We start from the raw sequence: 16,903 nt of genomic DNA, 5'->3' as shown, positions 1-16,903 counted from the left end.
CTGTGCGCTGCGTCGTTAAGATTTCGACTTAGGCATTTGTGAAACTAACGACAGACTGACGTCCATACCTTCAACCTGGAAATGCGGAATGGCGTACAGGCGCACGCGGAAGAAACCGGGGTTATCCTCAATGTCCTCCACCACGACACGCCCATCACGCAGCGGGTGTGATGCCTGCAAGTCATCGCCAGGATCGGTCATTTCGGTTACCAGACTGCGCAACCAGTTATTAAGTTCAAGCTCAAGCAAGCGGCGATCTTTGGTCGTACCAATATTTTCTCGCTGCAGGATTTTCAGGTAGTGAGCGATACGAGAAAGCAGGAAGATATACGGCAGACGTGAGTTAATCCGGCTGTTAGCCGTCGCTTCCGGAGTATCAAACTGCGCAGGTTTCTGAGCCGAGTTAGCAGAGAAGAAGCAGGCGTAATCACGATTCTTATAATAAGAAAGCGGAATAAAGCCAAGGTTGGCGAATTCAAACTCCCGGGTTTCCGGAATCATCACCTCAGACGGGATCTTCACCTGATTACCGGTACCCAGATCGTACAAATGGATAGGCAAATCTTTCACCGCGCCGCCCGCCTGCGGCCCACGGATCTGGACGCACCAGCCATTCTTGATAAAGCTTTTCACCATATTCACAGCGAAAGAGAAAGATGCGCTGGTCCACAGATATTTTTCGTGATCCGGCCCCTTAACTTCTTCAACATAGTTAAAACTGCGTACCGGCACGGTATCAGGACCATACGGCAGACGACCCAGCACACGCGGCATAGTCAGCCCGATATAGCGTGAATCGTCGCTATCACGAAATGCTTTCCACTTGATGTATTCAGCACGTTCAAAATAATCATTGATATCTTTTATGGCCGCGACTTCTTCCATATTTTCTTTCAGGAAAAATGTCGGCCCAACGGAACCAATGAACGGCATATGACAGGCTGCCGACACGCCAGAAATATTGCGCAGCAGTGAAATATCCTGCGGGCTGTTATCAAATTCGTACGCTGAAATCATTGCCGCAATGGGTTCACCGCCTGGCTGATCATATTCTTCAATATAAACATGGCGGTATAACCCGCTCTGGATAAGCTCCGGCGCGTCGTCAAAATCATCACGTAACGCATCCTTGCTGATATCCATCATTTCTACCCGGACATTTCGACGAAAATCGATGCCAGTGATCATCGAATGTAAACCGCGCCAGAGCGATTCTTGCTTCTGAAACTCCGCATGATGCATGACTTCATTTACCTGATCGCTAATCTGCTTATCAAGGCGAGCAATTTGTTCATCAAGCAGCGTTTTATCCAGGCGCTCTACTGGCTGTGCGGCGTCCGCCAGACATGAAACCAGAACCTGAATAGCGGCGGTCACGCGTTCAGCCGGAGCGGCATCAGATAGCGCTTCATCGCTCTGCCACGCATCGACATTTTTTAATATCGAAACCGGGGCAAGATTAATTTTATCAAAGAGGGATTGATAAACGCTACGTTCACTGGTCGTGGTGGTCGCGGCTGAAGAGGTATGTTCCTGAACAGACATCAACATATTCCTTTTATGATCCTTTACTATTCCTGCCGATTAAGCGGAGGAAACCCTGTATAGCTTTAAATCTCTTCCGGCATCATAGTTGCCAGCTCACCACGCAGTTCCTGACTCAGGGCTGGATCCTTAAGGATGGTTTCCAGCTCGCGACGAAAAGCCGCGTTATCGAGTAAGTTAGATTTCAGGTCACGAAGTAAGTTACGCATAGCCAACAGAACGCGTAATTGTGGGATATTCCTGGCTACCTGCTCGGGCTCAAAATCGCGGATATTTTTAAAGGTAAGATTAATATCGTCTTTTCTACCATCACCAGATAACGTATTTTTAACATTCAGATTAACTACTGGCGAGAACTTAGCTAACACATCATTGAAATTATTTTTATTAATATCAACCTTTTCGCGTTCCGATAGTGGTCGTTGTTCTCTACCATTACTGAAATCACCCACGGTCAAAAGTTTTAACGGCAATTCAACCTTTTTCTGAACGCCTCCGGTATGTAAATCTAACTTGATATTAACACGTGCCGTCGGCACTTCATTCTGAAAACTGTCACCCATACATCCCTCTCAGACCGGCGATTCCTGCCGATATTTTGCATTTCCTAACGGAGCATTTTCCAATCGCTCAACGAGTTTCATACAACGTCATTTCTGTGGGCAGTCAACAACGACTGTTAATGACAATTAATGATTATAATTAGTGTGGCGATGCAATCCGATATATTCTCTAATATAAAACATGATCAATATCATCGATTAACCAAATAATACATCAGTATTATTTATTTAAAAGCGAGATCAAGAAGCTCTTTGTCTAATACAAATAACAGGAATTAATTAATGTTAAATACATTCACTAAATAAATATATTTTTATTATGAAATATCACCAAGGGGAATATCCATCATTATACATATAGACCACGTCATTTATTAAAACATAATCGAAATCAATTTAACTATAAATAAAAAAGCCGAAGATATACTTCGGCTTTTCGCACCTCATTCCTGAGCACGCAGAAAGATTACGCTTCCTTCACCACAATCAACGGCTCAATATCGCTCTCTTTTTTAATCACCAGCGACTCATCGCCGCGCAGGCAGGTACCGCCGTAGTTACCGCCTACGGTGAAGGTACAAACCTGAATATATTTACCGGCAACGTTTGGCAGACACCAAAGCTGCTGATAAATGTTCTTCTGCTCGGCAAACTTACCACTGGTTTTATCCAGCAGCTCTTCCTGATGACTCACCAGATCGATGTTGCTGCCACAACGTCCTGCAATAGGTTTCACCGCATAACCGGTTTGCGCCAGCTCTTCATTAACAGTGAAATCGGTATCAAGCAGATAGCGGTGGTGCGGGAAAAGCTGCCAGAGGATCGGCAAAATCGCTTTGTTGCCTGGGATCACCGTCCACAGAGGTTCGAACACCAACACTTCCGGGCGCAGCAACACGTCGATTAAACGCACTTCCTGCTGGGTATGCCCGGTACGAATCGGCACCGCGGCATATTCAGTTTCACTCACCTCACGCACCTGCTCAATCGCAGTTTCCCACGCCCAGGTTTTCCAGACGCAGTTCACCAGGCGACCGTCACCGTCAATCAGTTGGCCGGCGTCATCCCAACGTAGCTCATCGAGGCCACGCAGAATTTTGCTGTCAAACCCGGCCTGACGCAGCGCCTGCTGCATAAACTGCGCGTGATAGTTTTCTTCGATATCCTTATCCTGCATGATGTGGACAAACGGACGTGCGCGGCTGTGCTTCCAGGCACCCGCCAGTTCGTTGATCAACCCTTCAGCCGGGTTGTGTCCCTGCCCTGCGTAGCCCCGCTCAGCCCATCTTTCGAGGATCAAACCGGCTTCGGTATGGCACGATGCGGAATCGGCGTTGTACTCATACACCTTCAGTCCGCGTTCATCCATACAGAAATCCATACGACCCGTAATCATATGATGCCGACGCCGCTGCCAGGAAAGGCGCAGACGCGGCCAGAGGATTTTCGGGATATCGAACAGCGCCAGCAGATTATCGTCTTTCAGCACCTTGTCGGTCGCGTGCAGATACATCAGGTGCAGCTCGTTGGTCGCTTTAATCAGCTCCTGCTCGGCACTTTCGGTAATCGTGAAGTACTGATGCGGATCCTGATTAATGACGTGGCCGTTCGCCAGCACGTAGGCTTTTTGCAGCGGATCCTGCTCATCGAGCCACTTACCGTCAAACTGTCCGTTATCTTCCAGTCGGGCGCTGCCAATTTTCAGCGAGTCATTGGCGATCTCCGGCTGCGGCAGGCTGTAACGGGTATCCTCGGTCTGGATCATCCAGCCAAGGATGGTGGTGTCGTCAAAGGTATCCCGCAGGGTGTAGCAACCGTTTTCAACCACCATCTCCAGCTCGCGGGTCCACTGCTGCCCTGGCGGCAGCGGCGTATGGAGCACGTTCTGTTCGGCAATACGGATTTTGTTTTCCAGCAACTGGGTGACGACCGCCACATGACCGGTGTCTTTAAATTCGCCGCCTTTCTGCCAGATAAGCAGAGCACCTGCAACCGGCGCACGGGGCGAACCATTCGGAAATGCCTGTAACGGCAGGATATTGTCATTCACCACTTCACGCAGGAAGCGCAAGGAGAAGATCTCCCATGCCATGCCCACATCGGTGAAGACCATGCCATAGTTTAGGAAGAGAAAGCGGCGTGCAAATTCTACGCACTGCCATTTGTGGCCCATGTATTCGTCGTCGATATAGCTACGAAAAGCAGCATCATCGTCGTAGTCCCGTGGGTCGAGGGAGCTGTAATCTGAAGAGTAGATTGCTACGCCGCCTGGGGCGTAGCCCAATAATGTCCCGAATGGGGCATCCTGACTGGTCGTTCCTTTGCTCATGCACCTTACCTCAAAACAATACAGCCTGAGCAGGTTGGCGTGAATTTTTCGCTCTGATTGCCTGCTCTGCGACACTAACCGGACAGAGGATGACATCATCATACACCTCAACGCAGCGGCTGGCGCTCAGAGGCGAAAAATTCACAGCAGGAACTACGCCTGGGTAAGGATGACCGGCACGCTTTTATACGCCGGAGTTAAGCTTTGTGTGTCCACCGCATCCAGCGACAGCAGGACATTCGCTTCCGGCAGATACGCCCCAATTGAACCCGCCGCCATGTTGTAAATCACCACCGTTAACCCGTACATCACGCGATCGGCACAGGGAAGCCCGTTATCGTCCAGCGCCTGAACGTTGACCACATCCCCCTGACTCAGCCCGCGAGCCGCTGCTTCCTGGGCACTCAAAAACACCACGTCGCGCCGACCGGTAATGCCACGATAGCGGTCGTTCATGCCATAGATAGTCGTATTATATTGATCGTGACTGCGCAACGTAGCCAGAACCAGCGCATCCGCAGGTTGGTTTTCCCGCACCACGGCCCGTTGGCGGCTGACGATAAAGTTGGCTTTGCCATTCTCCGTTCGCCATTCACGCCGCGAAGCAGGCGTATCCATACGAAATCCGCCTGGCTCGGCAATACGCGTGTTGTAGTTGTGGAATGCCGGAATCACAGCTTCAATGGCATCGCGGATCAGCGCGTAGTTCCCGGCTAACGTCTCCCAGTTGACCGGCGAGTGAGGCAGAGTGGCGCGTGCCATTGCCGCCACAATTGCCGGTTCAGACTTTAACCACCGCGAAGCGGGTTTCAGCCCACCACAGGAAGCGTGAACCATCGACATCGAATCTTCGACGGTGACTGACTGAATCCCCGTCGCCTGCATGTCGCGCTCGGTTCTGCCCAACGCGGGGAGCAGGTAGTTATGTTTTGCCAGCAGCAGGTGTGATCTGTTCAGTTTGGTCGCAACGTGAACCTGCAGATCCAGCTTTTTCATCGCCGCAAAGGTACGCTGCGGCTGCGGCATCGCCACCGCAAGGTTTCCCCCCATGCAGATAAGCGCTTTTGCCTCTCCCCGCTCGATGGCCCGAATACTCTCCACACTGGAACGGCCATGTTTGCGCGGAACACGGATAGAAAAATACGTCTCAAGGCGTTGCAGGAAATCTTCGGATGCCGCTTCGTTGATCCCTACCGAACGATCTCCCTGCACGTTAGAATGACCGCGCAACGGGCAAATCCCCGCCCCCAGCTTACCTATATTGCCTTTCAGCAGCAGCAGGTTTACCAGCTGCTGGACGTTCTCAGTGCCGTTTTTATGCTGGGTGATGCCCAGACCATAGCAAACAATCGTGGCGCGGGATTTACTGTAGCTGTGCGCCAGATCTTCCATCTGACTACGCATCAGTCCCGAGTCCTGTTCCAGCTCCGCCCAACTACGCTGGCGTAAGTCATCATACAGCGCGGCATATCCGGCGGTGTGCTCATCGATAAACGCATGATCGAGCGTCGGCTGCTGATCCAATAAGATCCGCGCTTCATCCATCTCGATCAGCGCCTTCATGATGCCTTTGAGCAGCGAGGCGTCACCGCCCATTTTGACCTGGTAGTAGTCGCTGCTCAGTTCCGTCGCCTGACCGGTAAACATCTCTTTCGGACTTTGCGGGAAGCTAAAGCGCTCAAGCCCCCTTTCGTTCAGCGGATTAATGGAGATAATTTTAGCCCCGCGTCTGGCAACGTCGCGTAAGGTAGTCAGCATGCGCGGATGGTTGGTGCCAGGGTTATGCCCGATACAAATCACCAGATCGCAGTGGTCAAAATCCTCAAGTTCAACGGTTCCTTTTCCAAGGCCAATGGCCGGCGTTAGTCCTGCACTGGTCGGCCCGTGGCACATGTTTGAGCAATCAGGGAAGTTGCTGCTGCCATATTCGCGGGCAAACAGCTGATACAAAAACGCTGCCTCATTTGACGTTCTGCCGGAGGTGTAAAACTCAACCTGCCGGGCTGAATCATAACTGCGCAGACGCTCACCGATCTCATGGAAGGCGGTATCCCAATCCACCGCCTGCCAGGTATCTGACGCTGCATCGTATTTCATCGGATGCGTCAAACGACCGATGTTTTCCAGCTCATAATCGCTGTAGTGCCAGAGTGTGGAAACCGGGTGACGGCTGAAAAATTCCGGTGACGCTTTCTTGCGGGTTGTCTCCCAGGAGACCGCCTTAACGCCGTTTTCGCACAGCTCCATTGGCGCGCGATGACCCGGGTCCGGCCACGCACAGCCCGGACAATCGAACCCTTTCACCTGGTTCATTTTGAACATCGCGATAATGTCGCGTACAACAGCCTTTTGCGAAAACACCGAAGCAGTGACGGCTTTTACCGCGCCCCACCCACCCGCCGGGCCCTGATAACCGCTTACTCCTGGAACACCCTTTTTCATTATTACTGCTTATTCACCGCCAATTTTTGATGGTGAATACGGTAGCAATTTCCGTCCAACATTGATTTCCTCTTCATGGAGTACGGGCCAGGTACAATGAACGGGTTAGATTTATCTTCCCCTTTCAGCACAAAACGGCATAAAGTCCCAATCTGTTAAATTGAGTTCTACCTGGCTGCTACACTGCATCAAACAACCACTCAGAAGGCAGGTCACTATGTCAGACAATACCTATCAGCCCGCGAAAGTCTGGACGTGGGAAAAATCGAACGGCGGCGCATTCGCCAATATCAACCGCCCGGTTTCCGGCGCTACACACGAGAAAACGCTGCCGGTTGGCAAGCATCCGCTGCAGCTCTATTCTCTGGGTACGCCAAACGGGCAGAAAGTGACGATTATGCTGGAGGAGCTGCTGGCGCAGGGCGTGAAGGGCGCGGAATACGATGCCTGGATCATCCGTATTGGCGACGGCGATCAGTTTTCCAGCGGCTTTGTGGAGGTGAATCCGAACTCGAAGATCCCGGCGCTACGCGATCACTCGCAAAACCCACCGGTTCGCGTATTCGAATCTGGCGCAATCCTGCTCTATCTGGCAGAAAAATATGGTTATTTCCTGCCGCAGGATTTGGCTAAACGCACCGAAACGCTGAACTGGTTATTCTGGCTACAAGGCGCAGCCCCATTCCTCGGCGGTGGCTTTGGCCACTTCTACAACTATGCGCCAGTGAAGATTGAGTACGCGATTAATCGCTTCACCATGGAAGCCAAGCGCTTACTCGACGTGTTGGATAAACAGTTAGCGCAGCATCAGTTTGTCGCCGGAGATGAATACACCATTGCCGATATGGCGGTCTGGCCGTGGTTTGGCAATGTGGTATTGGGCAACGTGTACGACGCGGCAGAGTTCCTTGACGCCGGAAGTTACAAGCACGTGCAGCGCTGGGCAAAAGAGGTGGCAGCGCGTCCGGCGGTTAAACGTGGTCGGATTGTAAACCGCACTAACGGACCGCTGAACGAGCAGCTTCATGAACGCCATGACGCCAGCGACTTCGATACCCATACCGAAGATAAGCGCCAGGCTTAAAATGCCTGATGGCGACGCCGGGGTGTCTTATCAGGCCTACAAAGACGCCCTGGCGTAGGCCGGATAAGGCGTTTGCGCCGCCATCCGGCATAAAATCATGCGCTGGTGACGTCATACTCCATGCGGCGAAGTGCATCCAATGTGAATTTAGCTTCATCTTCATCAATGATGCTCATGGCGAACCCTACGTGCACCAGCACCCATTGCCCGACCAGTTCGGCAGGCTCGCCTTCACATATCAGGGCAATATTGACATCACGCTTGATGCCGCACACTTCAACCTGCGCAAGCTGGTGAATATCTTCACCAACGGCCAGAATCTGACCAGGGACTCCAATACACATATCTGACTCCGCCCCATAGCAACCTATGGGCTATTCGACTTCAATACTTTTCACTTTCAGTGAATCGCCCGCATCAACTCGCAGACGATCCCCCTGACAATGTGGACACTGCGCATCATGCTGGGTGATTTCCACAACCTGACTGCAATCCCAGCACCACGCCTGGGCAGGTTTGTAATCAATATGCAGCTCACATCCTTGCGCCAGCGTCCCCTGACAGACGATGTCGAAACTGAAACGGACGGCACTCTCCTCAACGCAGGAGAGCGCGCCAATTTCCAGCCAAACGCCGGTTACACGTTTGACACCGTGCTGCTCTGCCTGCTGTTGAACAATCTCAACCGCGCTCTGACACAGGGACAGCTCATGCATTTTCGCAGTTCCGCCGGCCCAGCAGCAGCGCGCGGCGGTTGAGCTGCGGCGCATTTGGATCGCTCACCGGCAGCGATAACAGCATTCGCGCACAATCGTCAGTCAGGCGCACACCTTCTTGCGCAGACATGCTGTGCGAAAGCGGCGACATCAGCGAGCAGGAGAGGTATTGCGATACACCCTCCAGTTCACCCACGGTAAAGGTCATTTCGCCATAAGGCAGACGCAACCCGATTTTTTCGCTGACTTTACGCACCGGCCAGACCTGATCCGGCCCAGGGAAAATCAGCGCGCTGAGCATCCAGGGTGTGATAACACACCCCGTCCACTGTCCTTCAAACAGCGTAAAATCAGAGACATACACCGGCATATTCGGATGCAGAAAAGAAAGATCGTGCATCGAACGCCGGGCAACCTCTTCAAACGCGGCCTGAATTTGCTGCTTCGGGGCTGTCTGAAAGCCTAAGAACTCCTCAGACATGTGCCTTCTCCCGTGGAATCGCTTCAACGCCAGACTCGCGCAGCGCAGCAAGAACCTGCTCAAGCGCAGGTTCAATCATCGCTTCAACCGTTGGCGTTAGCCCGATATGCGGCTCCAGCGATTCCGGAATAACGCCGACTAAAGTCAGCTTTGTCGGGAACTCGCCGGTGAAACGCAGGGCCGACAAAACGTCGGCCAGGCCAAGCTGGTGCGGTGAGATTTTGTTGGTAAACAGCGCCGGGATCTCTTCATCCCGCAGGACCATCATCGTTCCTGGCGTGTTTTTCTTCGACACAATGGCGTCAGCAATGATCAGATGATCTCTGTTCGCCATATCGCCAAGAAGCTCCATCCCAGCCGTACCACCGTCCAGAACATCAACAAAGTCTGGCAGGATGTACCGTTGCTCTAATGCCTCAACGATACGTACCCCGATGGCTTCGTCGGTCAGCAAAATATTGCCGACCCCTAAGACTAATATCCGCATTACAGAACCTTAACTGAGACCACTTCGTTCCCGTCAACGTCCACCACATGCACCGCACATGACATACAAGGGTCGAAGGAGTGAATGGTACGAACCACTTCCAGCGGTTTGTTTGGATCGGCAATCGGCGTACCTACCAGCGAGCGCTCATACGGTCCCACTTCATCATTAAAGTTACGTGGGCCAGAGTTCCATGTTGACGGTACAACCGCCTGGTAGTTGCTGATAATGCCATCTTTAATCACCATCCAGTGAGACAGCATACCGCGCGGTGCTTCGAGGAAACCAACACCTTTGAATTCGCCTGTTGCCGGAATATCCGGTTTCACGAAGGTGGTGTGGTCGCCTTTACCGATGTTCACGATCAGCGCGTTGTACTGATCCTGCAGAACGTTCTGCAGTTCACAGCAGTGAACGGTACGACCAATGATACGGCCCAGCGTAGAGTGCAGCTGCGACACTTCGATAGTTTTACCGGTCAGCCTGGTGTAAATCGCGATGATTTCATTCAGCTTGGCATGGGTAGACTCGCGTTTGGCCGCCAGTTTACACAGCATGTTAGCCAGCGGACCCACTTCAACCGTTTTACCGTAGAAGGTCGGCGCTTTAACCCAGGAGTACTTGCCGTCATCTGACCAACCGGTGTAATCAGGAACCGTTGTGCCTTCCCACGGAGCCTGCGGCGCTTCGTCTTTGTACCACGCGTGTTTCGCACTCTCCTGAATCCCTTTGATCAGGTACTCATCGGAGTGAGAGGTGATCGGACGATAGGTCGACAGATCTTCATTAGTGATGTAACCGCCCGGGAACAGGAAGCTGCCGTTTTTACCGTCAGTCGGGAATTCCGGCGCGCTCAGATAGTTAACCGCGCCCTGACCACGTTCCAGCCACTCCGGATAGAACGCAGCAATGACCGCGGTATCAACCTTGTAAACCTGCTCAACGAAGTCGCTCAGCTTATCAATGAAAGACTTGATGTACATCAGGCGTTCAAGGTTCAGCACACCAAGACCGTCGAGGTTAATCGGGTTAGCAACCCCACCTACCGCCAGGTTCTGGATGTGCGGCGTTTTACCGCCCAACAGCGCCACAACGCGGTTGGCATCACGCTGGCATTCCAGCGCCTGCAGGTAGTGAGCGACCGCAATCAGGTTCACTTCCGGCGGCAGCTGCATTGCCGGGTGACCCCAGCAACCGTTGGCAAAAATACCTAACTGACCGCTGGCAACAAGGTCTTTGATCTTGTTCTGAACCTTAGTGAACTCTTCTGCACTGTTCAGGTGCCAGGAGGACACGCCGTTCAGCATGGCAGACGCTTTCGCTGGATCGGCCTTCAGCGCAGAGGTGATATCCACCCAGTCCAGCGCAGACAGCTGATAGAAGTGAACAATGTGGTCATGCGTGGTGTGCGCGGCCAGAATGATGTTACGGATGTACTGTGCGTTTACCGGAACATCAATATTCAGCGCGCTTTCAGCTGCACGAACAGAAGAGATAGCGTGAGTGGTCGTACAAACACCACAAATACGCTGCACAATCATCCAGGCATCGCGCGGATCGCGATTTTTCACGATCTCTTCCATGCCGCGCCACATGGTACCGGAAGCCCATGCTTTAGATACCACGCCATTTTCGATTTCGCAGTCGATGCGTAAATGACCCTCAATACGGGTTACCGGATCAATAGTAATTCTCTGGCTCATGCTTTGCTCGCCTCATGACGATTTTGATCGTTTTGTTTTAAAGGAGGAAGTATCGGCAGTAGACGAATGAGTACGATGTATGCACAAATCTCAATAGCCACAAAACCAATAGAAATCAACAGTTCTTCCCAGGTCGGGAAGTAGTGGTAGCCACCACCAGGATTGAATGCCACCAGCGAATAGGACAGACGCCATGTTGCACAACCCAGCAATGCGCTCAACGCGGACAGATACAGCATACGCGAGTCATTGCGCAGCTTCGTGACACGCAGCACCACCAGCGGGAAGACCATCAGCACGACTTCAATCCAGAACATCACGGAGTAAAGATCGCCTGCAAACGCATACGACAACTTGTCGCGGTAGATCAACTCGCCAAAGCGCAGGACCACGAAAATTGCCAGCAGCACGCTAATCGTATTTGTCAGCTTAATGAACAGACTTTTCTCGTCCGGACCGTTACCTTTCAGACCCGCTTGTACCAGTGAGCCTTCAAAGATGACGATCGAGAAGCCCATAATAAAGGCGGTTAATACCGAGAAAAGCGGCAACATTTCATAAGCTTGCCATAGCGGATGTACTTTATAGCCCGCAGAAATCATCAATGAACCCATTGAAGACTGGTGCATGGTCGGCAGCAGCGCGCCGAGAGCGATAATAAAGAACATCACTTTATTCAAACGTTTGAGCGATACTTTCCAGCCCAGACGTTCAAACAAGGCCGGAGCAAATTCCAGCGCCATGATACCGATATAGATGGTCATACAGACCGCCGTTTCAAACAGTACCGAGTTCACGTTGAAGTGACCCGGAATGTAGAAATACGGCAGGTTCCAGTAACGACCGACGTCAATGGTGATCGACAAACCACCCAGCGAGTAACCAAACAGGCTGGCCAGCAGCGCCGGACGTACCAGTGGATGGTATTGTCCTCTGTTGAAAACATACACCGCCCACGCCAGCGCCCAACCACCACACGCGAAACCGGTACCGATCAACAGGTCAAACGCGATCCATACGCCCCACGGAAAACCGCCGTTCAGATCGGAGACTGAACCCAGTCCGAAGACCAGACGTTTTACGATCAGGAGCATACACAGGACGATTAACGGCCCAAAAATAATGACCGGTTTGCTGATTATTCTTCCGCCCAGCGGTTTAGGATCATGACTCATGATCGTCTCCTCCATCGTGATGGTCGTTTTTCGTATTACGACGAACCAGCACGGTTAAGCCCGCCAGCGCTGCCAGGGGTAAAATCATGCCCTTATACAGGGAATGTTGAACATGTTCGGAACGCGCACCGGTTGACAGGTCATCCAGTTTTGGCAGATCCAAATCCTCGTAAGGAACACCCGTCAGCACCATAACCTGCGTACCACCGCCTTCCTTTTCACCGTACAGGTGCGGGTAGTACTTCGGTACCGTATGCAGATAGGTATCACCAGCGTTCACTGTCTGACGCGGATAGTGGTATTCGCTGCCAGGCTTCAGTGCGAGACGTTTTTTCGCCTCAGCCATCAGCTCTTCACGCGTACCAAAAATCACTGCACCGGCAGGACACACTTCAACACACCCCGGTAAACCACCTTTGTCCAGACGTTCAACGCCTTTCTGGTTACACAGTTCACATTTATGCAGCGCACCAAACGGGTTGTTGTAGTCGTATTTAGGGACGTTGTACGGGCAGGCAACCATGCAATAACGGCAGCCGGTACAGACATCTTTGTCATAGTGGACGATGCCGGTTTTCGGGTCTTTCTTCAGCGCGGAAACCGGGCAAACGGAGACGCAGTTCGGATCGACACAGTGCATGCACTGTTTCTTAATGTATGCGTAGCCATTTTCTTCCTGGTCTTTGTTAACGCCAGTTCCGCTACGCCATACCTGGATGATGTTATTGGTATACGGAGACAACTTGTCGTTGTTCGACCAGGTCTGCTCGCCTTCCGGATTACGCGCCGGGAAGTTGATATCCTGACACTTGGTGACGCAGGCCTGGCAGCCTACGCACAGCGTCGAATCATAGAGCATCCCAAGAGAACCCGGGATCGGCGGACGGTTTTCTGCAGCCGCATGGCTGATGGACGGCGCGGCGCCCAACAGCAATGCCCCGCTGGAGGCTGCTTTAATAAAGTTACGTCTGTTCACGGTTATTCTCCCCGTGAGTCAGCGTTATCTTTCTTCTGCTGACGCCCCAGTTCACGAACCGCCATCACGCTGACACCGGCAACCAGTCCTACTACGCCACCAAGCAGCCCAATCGCTCCGGCAGAAACATTGCCGCCTTCTTTCATATTGACATCTGGCTTCTCGGAACGCGGCGTTTGGTTTTCCACATGAGCAAGCTGGTGAATACCTTTATGGAAACCGACGCCTTCTTCGTTACAGCCGTAGCAAGGGTGACCAATAGCCACCGGCCATACGCCGCCAACGTCGCAGAATTGCAGCGTTGAACAGTTGCCGTAGGTTTCGGGTCCTTTACAGCCCAGATGGTAGAGGCACCAACCTTCACGGTGGCCTTCATCGCCGAACTCTTTCGCAAAACGACCGGCATCAAAGTGCGGGCGACGTTCGCAGTGTTCATGAATCAAACGGCCATAGGCGAATGTCGGACGGTTTTTGGTATCCAGCTTCGGCGGCTTACCGTAAGTGATGATATGCGCGACAGTCGCGAGGAAGTTATGCGGGTTAGGCGGACAGCCTGGGATGTTGATGATGGTTTTGCCTGGCAGAACTTCTTGCAAGCCGACTGCCCCCGTTGGGTTCACGCCAGCGGCAGCTACACCACCCCATGCGGCACAAGAGCCGATAGCGATGATAGCTGCTGCACCTTCGGCCGCTCTGCGGATGTGATCCACAATTGGCTCACCGGCAACCATGCAGTAAATACCATTATCTTTTAGTGGTATAGAACCATCTACCACCAGAACATATTGCCCTTTGTACTTCTCCAGAGCGTTATGTTTGTTCTCTTCGACCTGGTGGCCAAAGGCGGCAGAGAGCACCTCATGATATTCAAGAGAGATCGTCTCCAGAACGAGGTTTTCCACTGTAGGGTGTGTCGCACGAAGCAGCGATTCAGTACAACCCGTACACTCCTGAGCACCAATCCAGATAACCGGTGGGCGCTGAGGACGAGAAACTGATTCGGCCATTTCTGCGGCGGCTTTGCTACTGAGCCCCATGGTAGCGGCCAGTGCTGCACAAAGCTTCATGAAATCACGGCGATTGATGCCGTTCGAATTGATGAGAGAATTATCTCCAGTCATTTTATTGTTATTCCGTTGCGAAGACCTGGCTTTTATTTTGCACCATTCGCATGTTGCTTATTGCGATCGGCGCGCCATTACCACACTTTTTATATGGTTATGTGCATTATAATACTTCGGCGGAGCAACAAAACGAAGGCGTAGGTCAATAGTGTAATTAATTAAAGCAAGATAATACCCCTTTTGGATCAAGCTTCGAGCCGATAGCCGGCCATGAAAAAACGAATTGTTGTACTCGACTGGTTCTCTTTGAAGAAATCCATCACCATCTCTTTATCCAGCCCGTAACGACGCGTCAGGATCCCCGCTTCCCACGCGCTGAGCTGTCGGTCACCCGTTTTTTCAAACATTCGATGTGAAAAACCCAGAACAAAACCGCGCTTATAATCTGCACAAAAATTCGCCACTGAACGAGCACTGTCCGCACTTGAGGCGTTCAATCCGGCCATCAGGCCCTTACCAAAATGGTTGTCCATGCATAACCTCCAATCGCTATATAATAAATTATATAGCGATTTTTTAAGCAAAGGCCAGAGGTATCACGCACTTTTTTGTGCCAGATTAAAAGGACACCCACTCGTCCGTTTTAGGCGCTGCAGCGGTTCTGTCTTCAGCGGAAGGGGAAGCAGTATTGGCAGCGGCGTATTGCACATCGTTGGCTGAAAGCCGGAATTGTTGTACAGAGCGTTGCAGCTCTTCCGTTTGCCGTTCCAGCGCCACTGCAGCAGCGGATACTTGTTCTACCAACGCGGCATTCTGTTGCGTCACGCTGTCCATCTGAGTGATCGCAACACTGACCTGCGAGATACCTTTATTTTGCTCTTCAGAAGCAGAGGCAATTTGTTTCATGATAACGGTCACTTCGGTCGCGCCGCGCAGAATTGCCTCCATCGTTAACCCGGTCTCTTTAACCAGACGAGCGCCCTGATCGACACGACGCGACGATTCACCAATCAGCGTCTCAATCTCTTTTGCCGCACCGGCGCTACGGCTGGCAAGGTTACGTACTTCACCAGCAACGACGGCAAAACCACGTCCCTGTTCACCAGCCCTGGCCGCTTCAACGGCGGCGTTGAGCGCCAGAATGTTGGTCTGGAAAGCAATGCTATTAATGACGGAGGTAATTTCTGCGATCTGTTTAGAACTGGCAGCAATACCGTCCATGGTGTCAACCACTTCAGAAACCAGGGTGCTGCCTTTACCCGCCGTCTCTGTCGCCGTATCGGCAAGCTGGCTGGCCTCACGCGCATTTTCGGCGTTAAGTTTTACCGTGGCGGTCAGTTGCTCCATGCTGGCAGCGGTCTCTTCCAGCGCCGCGGCCTGCTCCTCAGTACGGGAAGAGAGATCGTTATTACCGCTGGAAATCTCCGTTGCGCCTCGCCAGATATTGTCACTGCCTGAACGAATCGTACTTACGGCTTCACGCAGGCTGTCCTGCATTGCGCACAATAAAGGGACCAGTTGGCCCACGCAGTTACGCCCAAAATCTTCAATCGGATGGCTGAGATCGCCCTGGGCAATCTGGCGGAACTGCTGGCGAATGCGATCGAGAGGTTTCACCATCATGGTAACGAGGTAACGATCGGTGAAGAACAGGAGGGCGATCCCGAGGATAACGGCAGTAATAATCAGTGTCCGAATGATCGACGTTTTACCGTCTACCATAATACGCGTCGCATCAAGTCTCTTTCCGGCGGTGGCATCAAACCGTTCAGCGCTGGCACCAAATTCACGGCTCAGTGCGGGCGTAATCGTGCTGGCATGTTCCGAAAACGCCGTAAGCGAGCCCTGCTGCGCCAGTTGCATTTGCGGTATCACACCTTTATCCAGCAAAGCTTGCCACCTGGCCAGCACTGCTGCTGAAATTTCCGGGTCCATGGGGCCTGGAGACAATGTTTTCATCTCCTGGAGCTTTTGGCTCAGATTATCCAGCGATTGCTGGGCAGGTGTAAAATCAGGCGTTCCACCGCCAATTTTGACATCCACAGCACGGCTCAGGCGTGTCACAAAGCGAAAGTACTGATCGTTCCCCTGACTCAGCACCGTCATCTGTTTGACGAGATGGCGGTCAATATCATTCCCTTCTGATATTTTTGATAAAGCATGCAGACTGAATAAACCCACGCCCGACCAGAGCAGGCAAAAAAGTCCCAGTATTGCCAGCATGACAATACGAATAGTGAAGTTTTTCAGCAAATACATAATAATTTCCTTGCCATTGATGAGGAATTCGCCATCAGGCGATACTTCCCCTTGTTATCGGCAGGCAATGAAGAAGATA

The 16,903-nt window shown here is 52.1% G+C and carries 15 protein-coding genes; 1 reads left to right on the top strand and 14 read right to left on the bottom strand.

The features are described 5' to 3' along the window. Positions 1-15 precede the first annotated feature (15 nt). From tssC to I6L54_RS04925, 4 genes are all read right to left on the bottom strand, one after another. Complete coding sequence (gene tssC / locus I6L54_RS04940; protein WP_040233990.1) at positions 16-1,545, bottom strand: type VI secretion system contractile sheath large subunit; 1,530 nt, start codon at positions 1,543-1,545, stop codon at positions 16-18. 65 nt (positions 1,546-1,610) lie between these two features. Then, positions 1,611-2,108, bottom strand: coding sequence for a type VI secretion system contractile sheath small subunit (gene tssB / locus I6L54_RS04935; protein ID WP_040233988.1), 498 nt, complete (start codon positions 2,106-2,108; stop codon positions 1,611-1,613). A gap of 466 nt (positions 2,109-2,574) precedes the next feature. After that, complete coding sequence (gene gss, locus I6L54_RS04930; protein ID WP_040233986.1) at positions 2,575-4,437, bottom strand: bifunctional glutathionylspermidine amidase/synthase; 1,863 nt, start codon at positions 4,435-4,437, stop codon at positions 2,575-2,577. Between the two features lie 153 nt (positions 4,438-4,590). After that, positions 4,591-6,879: an FdhF/YdeP family oxidoreductase gene (locus I6L54_RS04925; RefSeq protein WP_005123153.1), complete on the bottom strand. Its 2,289-nt coding sequence runs from the start codon at positions 6,877-6,879 to the stop codon at positions 4,591-4,593. Positions 6,880-7,096: 217 nt separating this feature from the next. On the opposite strand from I6L54_RS04925, the gene yghU reads away from it, so the two are divergent. Further along, positions 7,097-7,963: a glutathione-dependent disulfide-bond oxidoreductase gene (gene yghU / locus I6L54_RS04920; RefSeq protein WP_005123150.1), complete on the top strand. Its 867-nt coding sequence runs from the start codon at positions 7,097-7,099 to the stop codon at positions 7,961-7,963. A gap of 95 nt (positions 7,964-8,058) precedes the next feature. On the opposite strand, the gene hybG is transcribed toward yghU, so the two are convergent. From hybG to I6L54_RS04870, 10 genes are all read right to left on the bottom strand, one after another. Beyond that, positions 8,059-8,307 (bottom strand): hydrogenase maturation factor HybG, encoded by a 249-nt coding sequence (gene hybG, locus I6L54_RS04915; RefSeq protein WP_005123149.1) that lies wholly within the window; start codon positions 8,305-8,307, stop codon positions 8,059-8,061. A 30-nt stretch (positions 8,308-8,337) separates the two neighbouring features. Beyond that, positions 8,338-8,679, bottom strand: coding sequence for a hydrogenase maturation nickel metallochaperone HypA (gene hypA / locus I6L54_RS04910; RefSeq protein ID WP_003024462.1), 342 nt, complete (start codon positions 8,677-8,679; stop codon positions 8,338-8,340). Next, on the bottom strand, positions 8,672-9,160 hold the full coding sequence (hybE, locus tag I6L54_RS04905; RefSeq protein WP_005123148.1) for a hydrogenase-2 assembly chaperone: 489 nt from the start codon (positions 9,158-9,160) through the stop codon (positions 8,672-8,674). Before hybE ends, hypA begins: the two co-directional genes overlap by 8 nt. Further along, positions 9,153-9,647, bottom strand: a complete 495-nt coding sequence (locus I6L54_RS04900) for a HyaD/HybD family hydrogenase maturation endopeptidase (protein WP_005123147.1) — start codon at positions 9,645-9,647, stop codon at positions 9,153-9,155. Before I6L54_RS04900 ends, hybE begins: the two co-directional genes overlap by 8 nt. Next, positions 9,647-11,350 (bottom strand): hydrogenase 2 large subunit, encoded by a 1,704-nt coding sequence (hybC, locus tag I6L54_RS04895; RefSeq protein WP_005123146.1) that lies wholly within the window; start codon positions 11,348-11,350, stop codon positions 9,647-9,649. The genes I6L54_RS04900 and hybC overlap by 1 nt, the downstream gene beginning before the upstream one ends. After that, positions 11,347-12,525: a Ni/Fe-hydrogenase cytochrome b subunit gene (hybB, locus tag I6L54_RS04890; protein WP_005123144.1), complete on the bottom strand. Its 1,179-nt coding sequence runs from the start codon at positions 12,523-12,525 to the stop codon at positions 11,347-11,349. The genes hybC and hybB overlap by 4 nt, the downstream gene beginning before the upstream one ends. Continuing rightward, the gene (gene hybA / locus I6L54_RS04885) at positions 12,515-13,501 is read right to left on the bottom strand and encodes a hydrogenase 2 operon protein HybA (protein WP_005123143.1); all 987 of its coding nucleotides are present in this window, start codon (positions 13,499-13,501) and stop codon (positions 12,515-12,517) included. Before hybA ends, hybB begins: the two co-directional genes overlap by 11 nt. 2 nt (positions 13,502-13,503) lie before the next feature. Further along, complete coding sequence (hybO, locus tag I6L54_RS04880; protein WP_040233985.1) at positions 13,504-14,622, bottom strand: hydrogenase 2 small subunit; 1,119 nt, start codon at positions 14,620-14,622, stop codon at positions 13,504-13,506. A 188-nt stretch (positions 14,623-14,810) separates the two neighbouring features. Further along, positions 14,811-15,098 (bottom strand): DUF2623 family protein, encoded by a 288-nt coding sequence (locus I6L54_RS04875; protein WP_003024490.1) that lies wholly within the window; start codon positions 15,096-15,098, stop codon positions 14,811-14,813. An 85-nt stretch (positions 15,099-15,183) separates the two neighbouring features. Then, the gene (locus tag I6L54_RS04870; protein WP_005123140.1) at positions 15,184-16,824 is read right to left on the bottom strand and encodes a methyl-accepting chemotaxis protein; all 1,641 of its coding nucleotides are present in this window, start codon (positions 16,822-16,824) and stop codon (positions 15,184-15,186) included. Between the last annotated feature and the right edge of the window lie 79 nt (positions 16,825-16,903).

The sequence above is a fragment of the Citrobacter pasteurii genome (assembly GCF_019047765.1).
GTDB classification, from domain to species: Bacteria; Pseudomonadota; Gammaproteobacteria; order Enterobacterales; family Enterobacteriaceae; genus Citrobacter; species Citrobacter pasteurii.
This window is presented reverse-complemented; position numbering and strand designations above follow the sequence as displayed.

Excerpts from the sequence above, each read along its gene's own strand:
- tssC (WP_040233990.1), bottom strand. The coding sequence starts at position 1,545 with ATGTCTGTTCAGGAACATACCTCTTCAGCCGCGACCACCACGACCAGT.
- tssB (WP_040233988.1), bottom strand. The coding sequence starts at position 2,108 with ATGGGTGACAGTTTTCAGAATGAAGTGCCGACGGCACGTGTTAATATC.
- gss (WP_040233986.1), bottom strand. The coding sequence starts at position 4,437 with ATGAGCAAAGGAACGACCAGTCAGGATGCCCCATTCGGGACATTATTG.
- I6L54_RS04925 (WP_005123153.1), bottom strand. The coding sequence starts at position 6,879 with ATGAAAAAGGGTGTTCCAGGAGTAAGCGGTTATCAGGGCCCGGCGGGT.
- yghU (WP_005123150.1), top strand. The coding sequence starts at position 7,097 with ATGTCAGACAATACCTATCAGCCCGCGAAAGTCTGGACGTGGGAAAAA.
- hybG (WP_005123149.1), bottom strand. The coding sequence starts at position 8,307 with ATGTGTATTGGAGTCCCTGGTCAGATTCTGGCCGTTGGTGAAGATATT.
- hypA (WP_003024462.1), bottom strand. The coding sequence starts at position 8,679 with ATGCATGAGCTGTCCCTGTGTCAGAGCGCGGTTGAGATTGTTCAACAG.
- hybE (WP_005123148.1), bottom strand. The coding sequence starts at position 9,160 with ATGTCTGAGGAGTTCTTAGGCTTTCAGACAGCCCCGAAGCAGCAAATT.
- I6L54_RS04900 (WP_005123147.1), bottom strand. The coding sequence starts at position 9,647 with ATGCGGATATTAGTCTTAGGGGTCGGCAATATTTTGCTGACCGACGAA.
- hybC (WP_005123146.1), bottom strand. The coding sequence starts at position 11,350 with ATGAGCCAGAGAATTACTATTGATCCGGTAACCCGTATTGAGGGTCAT.
- hybB (WP_005123144.1), bottom strand. The coding sequence starts at position 12,525 with ATGAGTCATGATCCTAAACCGCTGGGCGGAAGAATAATCAGCAAACCG.
- hybO (WP_040233985.1), bottom strand. The coding sequence starts at position 14,622 with ATGACTGGAGATAATTCTCTCATCAATTCGAACGGCATCAATCGCCGT.
- I6L54_RS04875 (WP_003024490.1), bottom strand. The coding sequence starts at position 15,098 with ATGGACAACCATTTTGGTAAGGGCCTGATGGCCGGATTGAACGCCTCA.
- I6L54_RS04870 (WP_005123140.1), bottom strand. The coding sequence starts at position 16,824 with ATGTATTTGCTGAAAAACTTCACTATTCGTATTGTCATGCTGGCAATA.